The following is a 13940-nucleotide window of genomic DNA, read 5'->3' as shown; positions in this document are numbered from 1 at the left end:
AGTAAATATGTCATTATTTAAAAATATGCAAGAAGCTTTATAGAAACTTAACATAATTTTATCATAAAAATGTCATTCTTAAGTCCTATGTAAAAACAAATTTTGGCACTAATTTAATTAACTATGAGCTGGATAAATTGGAAAATAAATTTTGTTTACTTTTACAATACCTTAAGATCTAATATTACTTTATCAGTCAAAAGTATCACAATAGGCTAGTATGTTCTTTACTCTTTTCCTAAAAATATTACCTATTTATATTACGATATTTATTGGTTATTTAGCAGGAAAATGTCTTAAAATTGATAGAAACACTATATCTCAAATACTCTTTTATATAGCTAATCCAATAGTGATTTTATATGGAGTTTCTCATACAGAAGTTAATTTAAAAGTAATTTCTCTGCCGATTTTGATATGGTTTATAGGTAGCACTATGTCCTTATCAGTGTATTATCTTTCTTCTTTTTTATTTAAGGATAACACGAGAAACATATTAGCATTTAGCTCGGGTAGCACAAGTATGGGTTATTTTGGCCTGCCGATTGCCATGGCTTTATTTGATGAAGATTCAGTATCTGTATATGTTGTTTGTTATATAGGAATGGCGCTATTTGAAAACAGCTTAGGATTTTACATAGCTGCAAATGGTATTTATACCGCAAAAGAATGCATATTAAAGTTGTTCAAACTTCCTTCGCTTTATGCGATGGTTCTGGGCTTCTTTTTAAGTATATACGATATACAAATACCTACTTTTTTAACAGATGTTATGATGAACATTAGAAGTACTTTTGTCACATTAGGAATGGTGCTACTTGGAGTGAGCATTGCGAATATTGCAAGCTTTAAAATAGATTGGAAGCTTGCTTTGATCACTATTACAGCAAAGTACGTATTCTGGCCACTGTTTGTTTTAGGAATTGTCCTTTTAGACAAGCATGTTATAGGTATATACGATGAGAGCATATATAAAGCACTGATGTTGCTGGCTATTATTCCAGTTTCTGGGTCCAGTATAATACTTGCTAATATTTTGAATTATCAACCAGATAAAGCTACTCTGTTGCTTCTAATCAGTACTGCAGTGGGACTGTTTTATGTTCCACTAATAATATCATTATTTTTTACTAAACTTGTTCCTTTTTGATCAAAAAATTAAGCGCTTGCACAACCATTATTTGGGTAACAACACAAGACATTGATAAAACTTGAATTTATAGCTAAAGCAACTTCTACAATTTGGTAACCCGTCATCCCGCTACTAGTTAGCGCCGCGGCGGTAAATTGACCTTACCCAGAAAAAGTAGAGAGAAAGTTAAAACGTTTTTGGAGTAAAATAAAACGTTTTTTCAAAATATGACAAATAGAAGAGAATATACAGCAGAATTCAAATTAGAAGCTGTTAAGCTGGTTAAAGAAACAGGTCAAGCAAGTACAAAAATAGCAAAAGATCTAGGTATAGATGGCAGTATGTTAAGTAAGAAAATATGATGGAAAAATGTCTGGAGCATACGCATTTCCAGGCAAAGGCTCCTTATGACAAAGAAAGATTTGATCTAAAAAAAGAACTAACAAGAGAAAGAGACATTTTAAAAAAAGCCCTGGGCAAAGAAAAAGAGTAAAGTATTCTTTTATATAGAAATTGCTATAAAACACAGGAACTATGTAGGGTTTTGTACTGGTGGTATTGGTTGCTAAGGAAAAAAGCAGTAAAGAATTAGCAAAAGAAGGGCTTCTAGCAGATATTCAAAAAATACATCAAGCTTCTAAATGCAGATATGGAGCCCCTAAAATTCACGCTGAATTAAAAGCTTTAGGCAAAAATTAAAACAGTACAAAGTGTTATGCAAGAAAATGGCATTAAAGCCAAGCTTAGACGAAGGTTCAAAAATAAAAAACAGCAAATAAGCAACCGAGTTGTGGCTCCGAACACATTGGATCAAAATTTTACTACTGATCAGCCAAATAAAGTTTGGGATTACCTACATAAAAACTAAAGAAGGTTGTTGGCGGCAATAATTGACCTATATTCACGCATGGTGGTTAATGAGTAACATGATAATTAGTTATAGATTCTTTATTGATGGCCGTTGATAAACGCAAACCCGATAAAAATCTGCTGTTACATAGCGATCAAGGGTCACAGTATACCTCTCAAAATTACCAATTTCTATTGAATACAAAAAACATCATTTCCAGCATGAGCCATAAGGGCTGTTGTTACGATAACTCTGTTGCAGAAAAGTTCACTTAAAAGGGAGCTGCTTATTGATACTTCTCGCTCAACAAACCAGAACTGCCATATTTGAATACATAGAAATCTTTTATAACAAATAACGTAGACATTCTACTATTAACTATTGCATTCCTGCACAATTTATTCTCATGATAAAAACGTCTTAACTTTCTCTCTACTTTTTCTGGGTAAGGTCACCTCTTTAGGTGCTCCTTTTTTCTTTCTTATACACACAAAAATCATATAGAATTGTAAATACAGCTTTTTTATTCTGATGCTTTTCAATTCTATAGCTCTGGTTGTCTCTCTATTACTATTTTTCTACATTATCGTAAAAAAACTGAGCGAAAAGAAAGCAAACCTTGAGGGTAATTTATGTAAATTAGAGCAAGAACTTCAAGAAACAAAGCAAACTTTGCTTACGAAGAATGAAGAAATAGTTGATTTAAGGGTCAAAAAAGCAGAACTTGAAGTAACTCTGCAAAAAGAACGTGAGGAAAAGAAAAAGGAAATAGAATTACTAACAAAAGCAGAGGAGAGATTAACAAACACTTTTAAAGCGCTCTCTCTTGATGCTTTGCAAACAAATAACAATAATTTTCTGAACTTAGCAAAGGAAGTAATCGATAGTAAATTAAAAGAAACGGAAAGCGATTTCAAAAAAAGACAAGCAACGATCAACGAAGTTGTAACTCCAATAAAAGAAAAATTAGAAAAATTCGATAATGAAATACGTGAGCTAGAAAAGGAGAGGGTAGGGGCCTATGAAGGTTTAAAGGAGCAAATTGGAGCGCTGATGAACCAAACTTCCAACCTTGCTAATGCCCTGAGGAAACCTCACATTAGGGGCAAATGGGGTGAAATGCAACTCAAAAGAGTGGTAGAAATGGCAGGAATGATTGAGTATTGCGATTTTTTTACTCAGCCGTCAGTGATTGATAAAAACGAGGATAATTTATTGCGTCCTGATTTAATAATCAAAATGCCATCTGGAAAGCAAATAATAATAGATGCTAAAGTGCCGCTTGATTCTTACATGGATGCTATATCACAAAATGATTTGCAAATACAAAAGGAGAAATTAAAGAACCATTCCCTGGCAATAAAAAAACACATAAATGATTTGGGTAAAAAAGAGTATTGGAATCAATTTGAAAATACGCCAGAACTTGTGGTGCTTTTCTTAACAGGGGAGGGGGTTTTTAGCGCAGCACTGGAATATGAGCCTGCTTTGATAGAGATTGGAGTGGAAAAAAAAGTGATCATTGCAACACCGATCACTCTAATTGCGTTGCTGAGAGCAATAGCGTATGGATGGAAGCAAGAGATGATAGCTGAAAACGCAAAGAAAATCAGTGAACTAGGTCATATTTTATATGAGCGCATTTGCACAATGGGTGAAAACTTTGATAATTTGCGCAGGAGCTTAAAAAGTGCTGTTGATCATTATAATAAAACTGCTGGCTCTCTTGAAGCAAGGGTGTTTCCTGCTGCTCGAGAATTCAATAAGCTTGGTATACATGCAAAAAATAAAAGTTTAAGTGCTGCAAAGGAATTAGAGTCTTTACCACGCAGTTTACATACTGAGGAGCTGAAAGTAGATTAGGCATCTTAACAGGGAGTGTTAAATAAACCATACGCGTCAAGTTAAGGAATGTAGAGAGCTTAAAGTAGATACCCTGGTCTTCCTATATCTGTCTTTCAAAGAAAACTTTGACCAGATTATAGTAAGCTTTTTTAGAAAAATTTTTAAATTATTGACAATATTGTTTAATATCAAAAAGAGCTCTCTAACCCGCCTTTTCAATTCAATAAATGCCTTTGTTAAACTGAGCTCCGTGTTCTTTTTTAGTTTTACACAGCCAACCATTTCGTGAAATACGAGAATAGCACATAATTTTGCGTATAGCTCGCACAATACTCTAAATGGATTTGTCTTTCCTTTTAGTTTATCAAGATTGATATGACTTTTATATAGTTTAAATAGTAATTCGATTTGCCATCTTACTCTATAAACCGTCAATATTTGTTCAGCATTAATTTTACTCTCTGGAACATTAGTTATAAATATTGACCAATCTAATAACTTTTGATTCTTTTGAGAAGATGTATATCCATGTGACTTTGCTAATTTATTAGCCTTTCTTCTTCTAGCCATAGACTGTTCTTCAGTTAGCTTTTGACATATAATTCTTACCTTAATTTTTACTTCCTTTCCTAATAATACTTCTTTTTCTGAAGATAATTGACCTTCTAAATACTCCAATAGCTCTATTTTTTGATTTGTTTCTATATCATATATATTGGTATCAGACTTATAACGACTAACAAAATATGCACCTGCTTCATCAATCTGTTTAAAAGAACTAGGCACAAAGTAGCCCAAGTCAAATATTAGCAAATCATTGGCTGATAAACCGTTCAGATAATCCCTATAACCTTGATCCGACCTTATTCCTTCCATAAAATTTAACTTATCTAGCGCTTGATTCAGGTAATCAAAGACTAACTGTAGCTTTATTCCTGATTTGGTATTATTCTCACAATCTCTATAGCTACTGCCATATCCTTTGTACATATCTTCCATGCTACTGGGCAGGCTAATGTAGCTGCTATCCAATAATTTAACGCTTCCAAATTGCTGTAAAATTTTGCAATCAATCTGTAGACTTTTTTTAAATAAACACAAAGCTTCGTTATACATTTTTTTCATGAACTCAACTGCTTCTTCACTAAACCTAAAATCTAAACCCTGTTTTGTAATTTCTATCGAGTCTTCATTTAGCAATTGGCACATTGTTTCTATGCTGCAATCATCAACTCCTATGTTACCAAAAACCATAGCTTTTATGAATGATGAGCCATTAAGTTTTCTCTTTCTTTTTATAAAACCTACTGCAATTGATATTTCGTCTGCTTTTTCATTAAAGAATTCATTGAGGTCTTTTGATAAGCAAGCTATTCTGTCCATTGTAAGTTCTCTCATTCATATATCCAAGAGAATTTATACCTTATTATTTTCCTTCACTCTATCAACTTTACTTACACTTTTCCTTAACTTGACGCGTATGGTTCAAAAAAGTGTGTCAAACCAAAAAAAAAGTAATAAATTGATATAAAAAAAATGGAGGTTTGACAATGAGTCAGAAAGTAGTAAACAGAACTACCGGTTTGGTAGATTACAAAGAACTGGAAGCAAATATACTGTCATCAATAAGGGAAGGCAGACCATTAACAGGAAGGGATGGAGCATTTACACCATTTATAAAAAAGCTGCTGGAGGCAAGTTTGGAAGGTGAAATAGAAAATCACTTATTAGCTGAAAGTGAAGAGAGGGTTTGGTTGGAAGAAGTGGAGTAGCGAATGGATATACAAAACGCTGGGTCTATATTCAGACTACAGAATAAGGTATTACAAACCGAAAGCATCACCAGCACAATATGTTATAAACTTTGGTAAAGAATCTGCTAGGAAAGCGTAGTGCGGATGCTGCGTTTGACGAGGCGGGAGCTGGAAACGTTAACATGGGAATTTGGATTGAGGCCTATTGTGAAAACAATGGATCAGCCACCAAACCCTGAAGTAGGCGCGCCAGTTCTTGACCCTACATATTTTTTTGAAGGTTAAATCCAGCTTAGGGTCGAGAAACTTAGATAAAGCCATAGCCAAAGTGTTTAAAAATATTAATAATTATACACACAATTATTCAACCATATTTTTGAAGATAGCTATGCCGCCGCGGTATCTCTTAGCCGCTAACAAGTAGCGGGATGACGATTGTTGGTAAATCTAAGTCAGTTTAGCTATAGGCAGCAATTTTCTGTATTTATTTTAAATTGAAGGAAGCTCAAATGAAAGATCATGTTTTGCTAAAAATCACAGAATGCAGTCTAACAGTGAACGGTTACGCTTTTGATCAAAAATGTTATATAGTACACAATCAATTTTTCTGGATCCAAGTAGTCAAGGCACTGCCTTTGTGTTTGAGGCAAAATCGGCTATAACACTTAACATACTGCCTTTGCAAACAAATGTTCGTACAGTTATGTGTCAGCTACTTGCATGACGCCATTGCCTGAACGGGTACCAATGATTACCTATCAATCTCACCAAAAACTATATCGAGTGAGCCAATAATTGCTGCAACGTCAGCAAGCATGTGTCCTTTTGCCATAAAGTCTAAGGCTTGTAAATGCGCAAAGCCAGGTGCTCTTATTCGGCACCTATAAGGTCTATTGGTACCATCTGAAACTATATACACTCCAAACTCACCTTTTGGTGCCTCAACAACTGCGTAAGCCTCACCTTCTGGTACGTGATATCCTTCTGAATAGAGCTTAAAATGGTGAATCAGAGCTTCCATAGATTTTTTCATCTCTACTCTTGACGGTGGAGAAATTTTTCTATCTTCAGTTTTTATTTGCCCTTCAGGCATTTTCTCTATGCACTGCTTCACCAAACTGATAGATTGCCTAATCTCTGCCATTCTAACTAGATAACGGTCATAACAGTCGCCATTTTGGCCGATCGGTATATCAAAATCTAGTTGATCATATATCTCATATGGCTGGCTTTTTCGCAAATCCCAAGCAAGCCCAGCAGCGCGCAACATTGGGCCACTAAAGCCCCAATCAAGTGCCTGTTTAATTGATATTTCACTAATTCCTACAGTGCGTTGCTTCCATATCCTATTTTCTGTTAAAAGTTCATCAACATCGTCTATATATTTTGGAAATTGCTCTATAAACTTTGCAATATCCTCAATCAAATCTTCTGGAACATCTGCTGCAATTCCACCTGGCCTGATGTAAGCTGCGTGAAACCTTGCACCTGAAGCTCTTTCGTAAAATTCCAGTATTTTTTCTCTTTCTTCAAAGAGCCATAAAAGAGGGGTCATTGCTCCAACATCAAGTGCTTGAGAAGAAACGTTCAGTAAATGATTTAGTATTCTCGTCAGTTCACAAAACAAGACACGTAAATACTTTGCCCTAATTGGCACTTCACATTGCAACAATTTCTCCACACAAAGTGAATATGCATGCTCTTGTGACATTGGTGATACGTAATCAAGGCGATCAAAATAAGGCAAAGCTTGAAGATACGTTTTATGTTCTATTAATTTTTCAGTACCGCGGTGCAAAAGCCCAATATGGGGATCTGCCCTCTCGATCACTTCACCATCCATCTCTAAAACAAGACGCAACACTCCATGTGCAGCTGGGTGCTGAGGTCCAAAATTTAACATCATTGTCTTTAGATCGGGCATGTCCAGTAGTTTAAGATATTAAAATTGTATAGGCTAAAGTGCGCTCAAAGTCAATAAACTTCTTGCATAGGCTACAACTATCATTCAATAGAAACAAAAACTTTTACAATGGCTAATAAGTGTTGGTAAAACCAAGTCACTTTAGCTATAGAATGACAAAAAAGGTTTGCATTAGCCAAATTTTTAGTTGAAGTAGCATAAGAGGTTAAAGGAAAAGCTTTGTGTTAATGGATTCATTTCAGGTATAGTATAGATAATACCACAATACTTATAAAATGGATCATGTTGTTAATGCGTATAATAGACTTGACACTCCTATAGTCAGGGGAGAAGGGGCATATCTTTTTGATAAAGATGGTAAAAAATATTTAGATTTTGCTGCAGGTATTTCTACAACTTCTTTAGGGCATTGTCATCCATACATTACAGATAAGCTGAAAGAGCAATCGAGCTCATTATGGCACTGCTCTAACATTTTCACTATTCCCGAGCAAGAAAGGCTTGCCGAGCGTTTAACAACCCTGACTTTTGCAGATAAAGTTTTTTTCTGCTCAAGTGGGCTTGAAGCAACAGAAGCTGCAATTAAGTTTATTCGTCGTTACTTTTATTCAAAAGGGCAAGCAAAACGTAATCGTATTATTACAATTGAAGGAGGCTTTCATGGCCGCAGTATTGCTGCAATTTCTGCTGGAGGCAATGAAAAATCACGCGAAGGTTTTGCTCCGCTCCTTTCTGGTTTTGATAAAGTGCCAAGAAATGACATTAAAGCATTAGAAGAAAAAATCAACAATGAAATAGCTGCTGTATTTTTAGAGCCCATACAAAGCGAAGGTGGAGTATATCCACTAGACGTAGAATATCTTCAAAAAGTAAGGGAAATAACAAAAGCTCAAGGAATAATTTTGTGCTTTGATGAAGTGCAGTGCGGATATGGACGCATCGGTTCTTTATTTCATTATCAAAATGTCGGCATTGAACCTGATATGCTAACCTGTGCGAAGGCTATGGGTAACGGTTTTCCTGTAGCTGCATGTTTAGTGAAAGATTATATAGCAGAAGCAATTACTCCAGGAACTCATGGATCAACCTATGGTGGCAATCCACTTGCCATGACTGTTGGTAATGCAGTGCTCGATATAATGCTAAAAGAAGACTTTTTTGATCATGTTAAAAGAATTAGTAAATATTTAAAAGAAAAGCTGTTGCTTTTAGCTAAAGAATTTCCTGAGATGATTTTAGAAGTTCGTGGAGAAGGGTTACTAATGGGAATAGAACTAGCAACTCTTGTAGCTGATAAAATTATTAGTCGATCTCTTGATAAAGGTTTAATAATAACTAGGGTTTTAAACAACAAAGTAGTAAGGGTAACCCCACCACTTATCATTGAGGATGAGCATGTGAACGCAGCGTGTAATATGCTTTATGATTTGTTTTTTAAGATTAAAGGTATATAAAATTCGGCAATATAAATTCAGGCTTGCAAATGCCTCTCATAACATGTAAAATTAATTTCATTTTTTATCACAATAACATCGTACTTTAATGGATTGGTTATTGGTTTTAGTATCATCAGCAATTTTTGTTTTGTTAGTTTTATCGTTTTTGTTCTCAGGAGCAGAAATAGGCTTAACCTCAATTAGCCGTTCTCGAGTTAATAAGCTAAAGCTAGACGGTAACAAAAAAGCCAGGGTAATAGATCGCTTATTAAATAGGAAAGAATTGACAATAGGAACGGTATTGCTCGGCAATACAATTATTAATATTACTTGCTCTGCTTTATTTACAGCAATATTTATCAATCTTTTTGGAAATGAGGGCATTCTCCTATCAACAATTATAATGACATTTTGTATTTTATTGTTCTGCGAAGTTCTACCAAAAACTTATGCTATTCAAAATCCTGAAAAATTTGCATCATTTTCTGCTTATTTTGTATTGTTTTTTGTAAAGATTTTTTCTCCATTGACACTAGGTATTCAATTTATTGTTAACCTCATCCTAAAATTATGTGGGCTGCATAAAGATAAGGAAGTGATATCTGCAGCGGATGCAATGCGTAATATGATTACTCTTCACCGCAGTGAAGGAACTATGTTGCAACAGGATTTAGATATGCTAAGCAGCATACTTGATTTGGCTGAGACAGAGATATCACAAATTATGACCCATAGAAGAAACCTATTTTCTCTTGATATAGATCGGAATAAAGAAGAGTTAATAAGAGAGATTTTAACCAGCAGTCACAGTAGAGTACCTTTATGGCAGAAGGAACCAGATAACATTGTAGGTGTAATTCACGTGAAAGCTCTAATAAATGCTTTGCGTGAAAAGAATAATAAAGCGGAAGAAGTTGACATTACCCAAGTTATGTCAAGGCCTTGGTTCATACCAGAAAGTACACCGCTCAGCGTGCAACTTCACAACTTCCGTAAGAACAGGAAACACCTTGCATTTGTTATTGATGAGTATGGAGCACTGCAGGGAATTGTAACTCTTGAGGATATACTGGAAGAAATAGTTGGAGAAATTTCGGATGAACATGATTTGATTACGGAGAATTTTATAAAGAAAATATCTGATAATATGTATCACATAGAAGGAAAATCTACTATTAGGGACATTAACAGGCAGTTATACTGGAATCTCCCTGATGAAGAAGCTACAACTCTAGCAGGTATGATTGTGAATGAAATAGAGCGCATTCCTGACGAAGGCGAGGAGTTTTCCATGTATGGTTTTCGCTTTAAGATTTTAAAAAAAGATAAAAATATTATTACTGTTGTTGAAGTGCAAGTAAAAACTGGTAATATTAGTGGCAGCAATTAATTAGTGGAGTTTCATGGAAGATACAGTAAAAATAACGGCTGAAGAGTTGAAGGGTTACATAGAGAGAATCGAAAAACTTGAACAAGAAAAGAGGGATGTGCAAGATCACATTCGTGATGTATATGCAAAAGCCGCAGATGAAGGTTGGGATATAAAAGTGATGAAACAAATTATTAGGCTGAGGAAGATGGATGATGATGACAGAGAGGAACAAGAAATATTGCTTGATACCTATAAACGTGCATTGGGAATGAGCTACGAAGAAGAGTTAAGTGAATAGCAGAATTGTAATTGGAATAAGTGGAGCATCTGGTTCTATTTACGGTGTGCGTATTTTAGAAGCGTTGAAAGACGTCGATTATGAAACTCATTTAGTGATAAGTCGTGCTGGGAAAATAACTTTAGCTCACGAGATTAAAGAAAAACTTGAAGATATTACATCACTTGCAGATTTTTACTATTCTGAAGAAAAGATTGGAGAAAAAATAGCAAGCGGCTCATTTAAAACCTCAGGGATGATTGTAGCACCATGCTCTATGAAGACAATGTCTGAAATCGCATCAGGTGTTACTTCCAATCTATTGACAAGGGCTGCAGATGTAACGCTAAAAGAAAGAAGAAAGTTAGTTCTTATGGTGCGAGAGTCACCACTGCATCTTGGGCATTTACAAAATATGTTAAAATTAACGGAGATGGGAGCAATTATTGCTCCACCAGTGCCTGCTTTTTATATTAAACCGAAATCGTTGGATGATATTATTAATCATTCTGTTGGCAAAGTATTGGATTTATTTGATATCAAATTACCCGACTTTAAGGAGTGGCAAGGAAGTGACAATTATTATTGATGGTAAAAAAATAGCAAACGACCTATGTGAGAGGCTATCACAAAAAATTGATATTTTAAAGAGAGAGTATAACATTTTTCCTTGCCTGAAAGTAATTCTCGTGGGCAGCAATCCAGCAAGTCAGGTTTATGTTCGCAACAAACAGAAAAAAGCAGAATCAATAGGCATAAGTTCTGAGACCATTGTTTTGCCTGATAATATTTCAGAAGATGAATTAATTGAAAAAATCAATGAATTAAATGAAGATCCATCTGTGCATGGCATTTTAGTGCAATTGCCTTTACCAAATCATATTAGTGCAAGCAGAGTAATTAACACAGTAAGTGTTGAAAAAGATGTAGATGGCTTTCATGATGAAAACGTTGGCAAATTAGTTAAAGGTGAAAAAAACTGCCTTATACCTTGCACTCCTAAAGGTTCTTTGCATTTAATTAAGTCAATTGAAGAGAACCTTTCCGGTAAAAACGCAGTGGTAATTGGTAGGTCAAATATCGTGGGCAAGCCAATGTTTTACCTGCTATTGCAAGAAAACTGCACTGTCACCATCTTGCATTCACAAAGCAAGGATTTAGCTGAATATTGCTCTAAAGCGGATATAGTAGTTGCAGCAGTCGGAAAGCCAAATTTTGTTCAAGCAGACTGGATAAAGAAAGGTGCAATAGTGATCGATGTTGGCATAAATAGCGTTAACGTAGGAAAGCTTGTAGGTGATGTTGACTTTGAAGGAATAAAAGGGAAAGCCAAAGCTATGACCCCAGTACCCGGGGGCGTTGGCCCAATGACCATTGCATTTCTAATGATGAACACTGTTATTGCTGCTTGCTTGCAAAAGGGAGTTGATGCTTCTGATTTCATTAGTTGAGGTATGAAGAGGAAAGCTATATGAAGATAGAATGTACCATATCACAATTAATAAAAAATTGAGATTTTTGAAATTCCTCAGTAGTCAAATTTATTAAATATTTAGGATCATCATCTATTCTTTTTTCTCTACAAGTATAGCTAAAGTGGCTTAGGTTTACCTACAATTTGAAAAACAACAAATTCGTCATTCCGCTACTCGTTAGCGGAATCTATGCTGAGATACCGCGGCGATATGACGTAGGGAAACCTTTCTTGGGTTAGCTATAGTTAGTGGAATTGCAAAGTTTCTAGGCATAAAAAGCTTTGAACCTAATATATGAGCCAAACTTGATTTTCCAACCGTAGATACACCTGTAATAAAAATAATAGTCTTCATTTTGTGAATTTACTTGCTATATGAACTATCGGAGAAATTTTTTTATAGTTTATAGTATCTGACCTTACCCAGAAAAAGTGGAGAGAAAGTTTGGAATGTTTTTCACAAAGAGAATGATGAATCAAAATGCTCAGGAATGCAATAGTTAATAGTGACGTTGTTTGTTATAAAAAATTTCTATATATTCAAATATAGCAGTTTTGATATGCTGTTTAGAGTGCCGAGAGGTGTCTATTGGTAACTCCCTTTTTAGAGAACTGAAGAAGCTTTCCACAACAGAATTGTCGTAACAACAACCTTTATAACTCATCTATGTTTTTTATGGATAAGAGATATTGATAACCTTGCGAAGTATATTGTGAACCTTGATCACTATGTAATAGTAGATTTTTGGCAGGTTTACGCTTGTTAACGGCCATTAATAAAGAGTCCATAACCAATTGTTTATTTATTGAACTGCTCATTAACTACCATGCGTGAATATAGATCGATTATTGTTGCCAAATATAGCCATCCTTCTTTGGTTTTTATATAAGTAATCCCATACTTTATTTGGTTGATCGACAATAAAGTTTTGGTCTAATATATTGGGAGCTACTGTCCGTTTGTTGTTTCTTAATTTTAAATTTTCTTCTCAATATAGCCTGAATACCATTTTTCTGCATAATACTTTGCACTGTTTTTAAGTTGCAACTTTTACCCAAAGCCTTCAATTCAGCATGAATTTTAGGAGTTCCATATCTACATTTAGAAACTTGATATATTTTTTGAATAGCTGCGAGTAGCTCTTTATTTGCTGATTCTCTACTGCTTATTTTTCTTGTGGTCCACTTATAGTAGCCACTAGCAGAAAATCCTACATAATTCCTGTACTTTATAGCAGTTACTATATAAAAAAATATTTTACTCTTTTTGACTGGCCAGGGCTTTTTTTTAAATGTCTCTTTCCCTTGTTACTCTTGCTTTGTAAATCAAACCTCTCTTTGTCGTAAGGAGCCATGTTACCTCTACCTGGAAATGCATTTGCCGCTGACTTTTTTTCGTTATATTTCTTCATCCATTTTCCTAATACACTATCCCTTATTCCTAGATCTCTTGCTACTTTTGCAACTGGTTGACCTACCTTTCTTTGTTCATTTGCCAGCTTAACAGCTTCCAATTTGAATTCTGCCGTATATTCTCTTACCATTTCTAATCCTCCAAAATTTTATTTTACCCGAAAAAACTCCTTTCTTTCTCTCCACTTTTTCTGGGTAAGGTCAATATACCAGTGCCGAAAATAGTTGACAAAGATTGTGTATACTTATTACAATTGTTTGGGTACCAGAAGTTTTTACGGCAACAAAGTATGCACTAACTATAAGTAAGGAAGACTTTAAGCAGGCAATAAAAAAAATGAAGTAACGTTTAAAAGAGATTGAAGGAGAGAAGAAAAAGGTAAAAGGGAATACGGCAGAAAATGAATCTTATTACAAATAGCATAAAGGGCTTTTATTCTAGTGTTAAATCGGACCTAGATTG

At 34.8% G+C, this 13940-nt stretch carries 10 protein-coding genes and 3 pseudogenes; 10 read left to right on the top strand and 3 right to left on the bottom strand.

Features of this window, described 5'->3' with window-relative positions:
* The first annotated feature begins 220 nt into the window (after nucleotides 1–220).
* The 3 genes and pseudogenes from ACQH2Q_RS02785 (at nucleotide 221) to rmuC (ending at nucleotide 3845) form a co-directional block, all read left to right on the top strand.
* Nucleotides 221–1150 carry an AEC family transporter gene (locus ACQH2Q_RS02785; protein WP_141456821.1) on the top strand — a complete coding sequence of 310 codons (930 nt, stop codon included), beginning with the start codon at nucleotides 221–223 and terminating at the stop codon, nucleotides 1148–1150.
* A 209-nt stretch (nucleotides 1151–1359) separates the two neighbouring features.
* Nucleotides 1360–2340, top strand: a pseudogene (locus ACQH2Q_RS02780) (IS3 family transposase).
* Nucleotides 2341–2513: 173 nt separating this feature from the next.
* A complete protein-coding gene (rmuC, locus tag ACQH2Q_RS02775; RefSeq protein ID WP_151807714.1) occupies nucleotides 2514–3845 on the top strand; it encodes a DNA recombination protein RmuC in 1332 nt (443 codons plus the stop codon).
* 36 nt (nucleotides 3846–3881) lie between these two features.
* Here rmuC and ACQH2Q_RS02770 read toward each other — a convergent pair whose 3' ends face one another.
* A complete protein-coding gene (locus ACQH2Q_RS02770; protein WP_155969615.1) occupies nucleotides 3882–5210 on the bottom strand; it encodes an IS4-like element ISWosp9 family transposase in 1329 nt (442 codons plus the stop codon).
* 167 nt (nucleotides 5211–5377) lie between these two features.
* Here ACQH2Q_RS02770 and ACQH2Q_RS02765 point away from each other — a divergent pair.
* A pseudogene (locus tag ACQH2Q_RS02765) lies at nucleotides 5378–5572 on the top strand (IS256 family transposase); the annotation flags it as partial.
* A 589-nt stretch (nucleotides 5573–6161) separates the two neighbouring features.
* Nucleotides 6162–6305, top strand: coding sequence for a hypothetical protein (locus ACQH2Q_RS02760; protein ID WP_153296793.1), 144 nt, complete (start codon nucleotides 6162–6164; stop codon nucleotides 6303–6305).
* Between the two features lie 27 nt (nucleotides 6306–6332).
* On the opposite strand, the gene ACQH2Q_RS02755 is transcribed toward ACQH2Q_RS02760, so the two are convergent.
* The gene (locus tag ACQH2Q_RS02755) at nucleotides 6333–7505 is read right to left on the bottom strand and encodes an NADH-quinone oxidoreductase subunit D (protein ID WP_264339441.1); all 1173 of its coding nucleotides are present in this window, start codon (nucleotides 7503–7505) and stop codon (nucleotides 6333–6335) included.
* A 275-nt stretch (nucleotides 7506–7780) separates the two neighbouring features.
* Here ACQH2Q_RS02755 and ACQH2Q_RS02750 point away from each other — a divergent pair, with 275 nt between their 5' ends.
* The 5 genes from ACQH2Q_RS02750 to folD all read left to right on the top strand — a co-directional run bounded on the left by ACQH2Q_RS02750 (nucleotide 7781) and on the right by folD (nucleotide 12041).
* On the top strand, nucleotides 7781–8959 hold the full coding sequence (locus ACQH2Q_RS02750) for an aspartate aminotransferase family protein (RefSeq protein WP_155968466.1): 1179 nt from the start codon (nucleotides 7781–7783) through the stop codon (nucleotides 8957–8959).
* Between the two features lie 88 nt (nucleotides 8960–9047).
* Nucleotides 9048–10331: an HlyC/CorC family transporter gene (locus tag ACQH2Q_RS02745; RefSeq protein WP_007549013.1), complete on the top strand. Its 1284-nt coding sequence runs from the start codon at nucleotides 9048–9050 to the stop codon at nucleotides 10329–10331.
* A 13-nt stretch (nucleotides 10332–10344) separates the two neighbouring features.
* Nucleotides 10345–10611: a DUF2312 domain-containing protein gene (locus tag ACQH2Q_RS02740; protein ID WP_010082293.1), complete on the top strand. Its 267-nt coding sequence runs from the start codon at nucleotides 10345–10347 to the stop codon at nucleotides 10609–10611.
* Nucleotides 10604–11179, top strand: coding sequence for a UbiX family flavin prenyltransferase (locus ACQH2Q_RS02735; protein ID WP_006280027.1), 576 nt, complete (start codon nucleotides 10604–10606; stop codon nucleotides 11177–11179). Before ACQH2Q_RS02740 ends, ACQH2Q_RS02735 begins: the two co-directional genes overlap by 8 nt.
* Nucleotides 11163–12041, top strand: a complete 879-nt coding sequence (gene folD, locus ACQH2Q_RS02730; protein WP_155968464.1) for a bifunctional methylenetetrahydrofolate dehydrogenase/methenyltetrahydrofolate cyclohydrolase FolD — start codon at nucleotides 11163–11165, stop codon at nucleotides 12039–12041. Before ACQH2Q_RS02735 ends, folD begins: the two co-directional genes overlap by 17 nt.
* Nucleotides 12042–12521: 480 nt before the next feature.
* Here folD and ACQH2Q_RS02725 read toward each other — a convergent pair.
* Nucleotides 12522–13608: pseudogene (locus tag ACQH2Q_RS02725) on the bottom strand (IS3 family transposase).
* Nucleotides 13609–13940: the final 332 nt, after the last annotated feature.

It is taken from the genome of Wolbachia endosymbiont (group A) of Melieria omissa (genome assembly GCF_964031125.1).
In the GTDB taxonomy this organism is placed as follows: Bacteria; Pseudomonadota; Alphaproteobacteria; order Rickettsiales; family Anaplasmataceae; genus Wolbachia; species Wolbachia pipientis.
The sequence above is the reverse complement of the archived record's forward strand: the minus strand, read 5'-3'. Positions and strand labels throughout refer to the sequence as shown.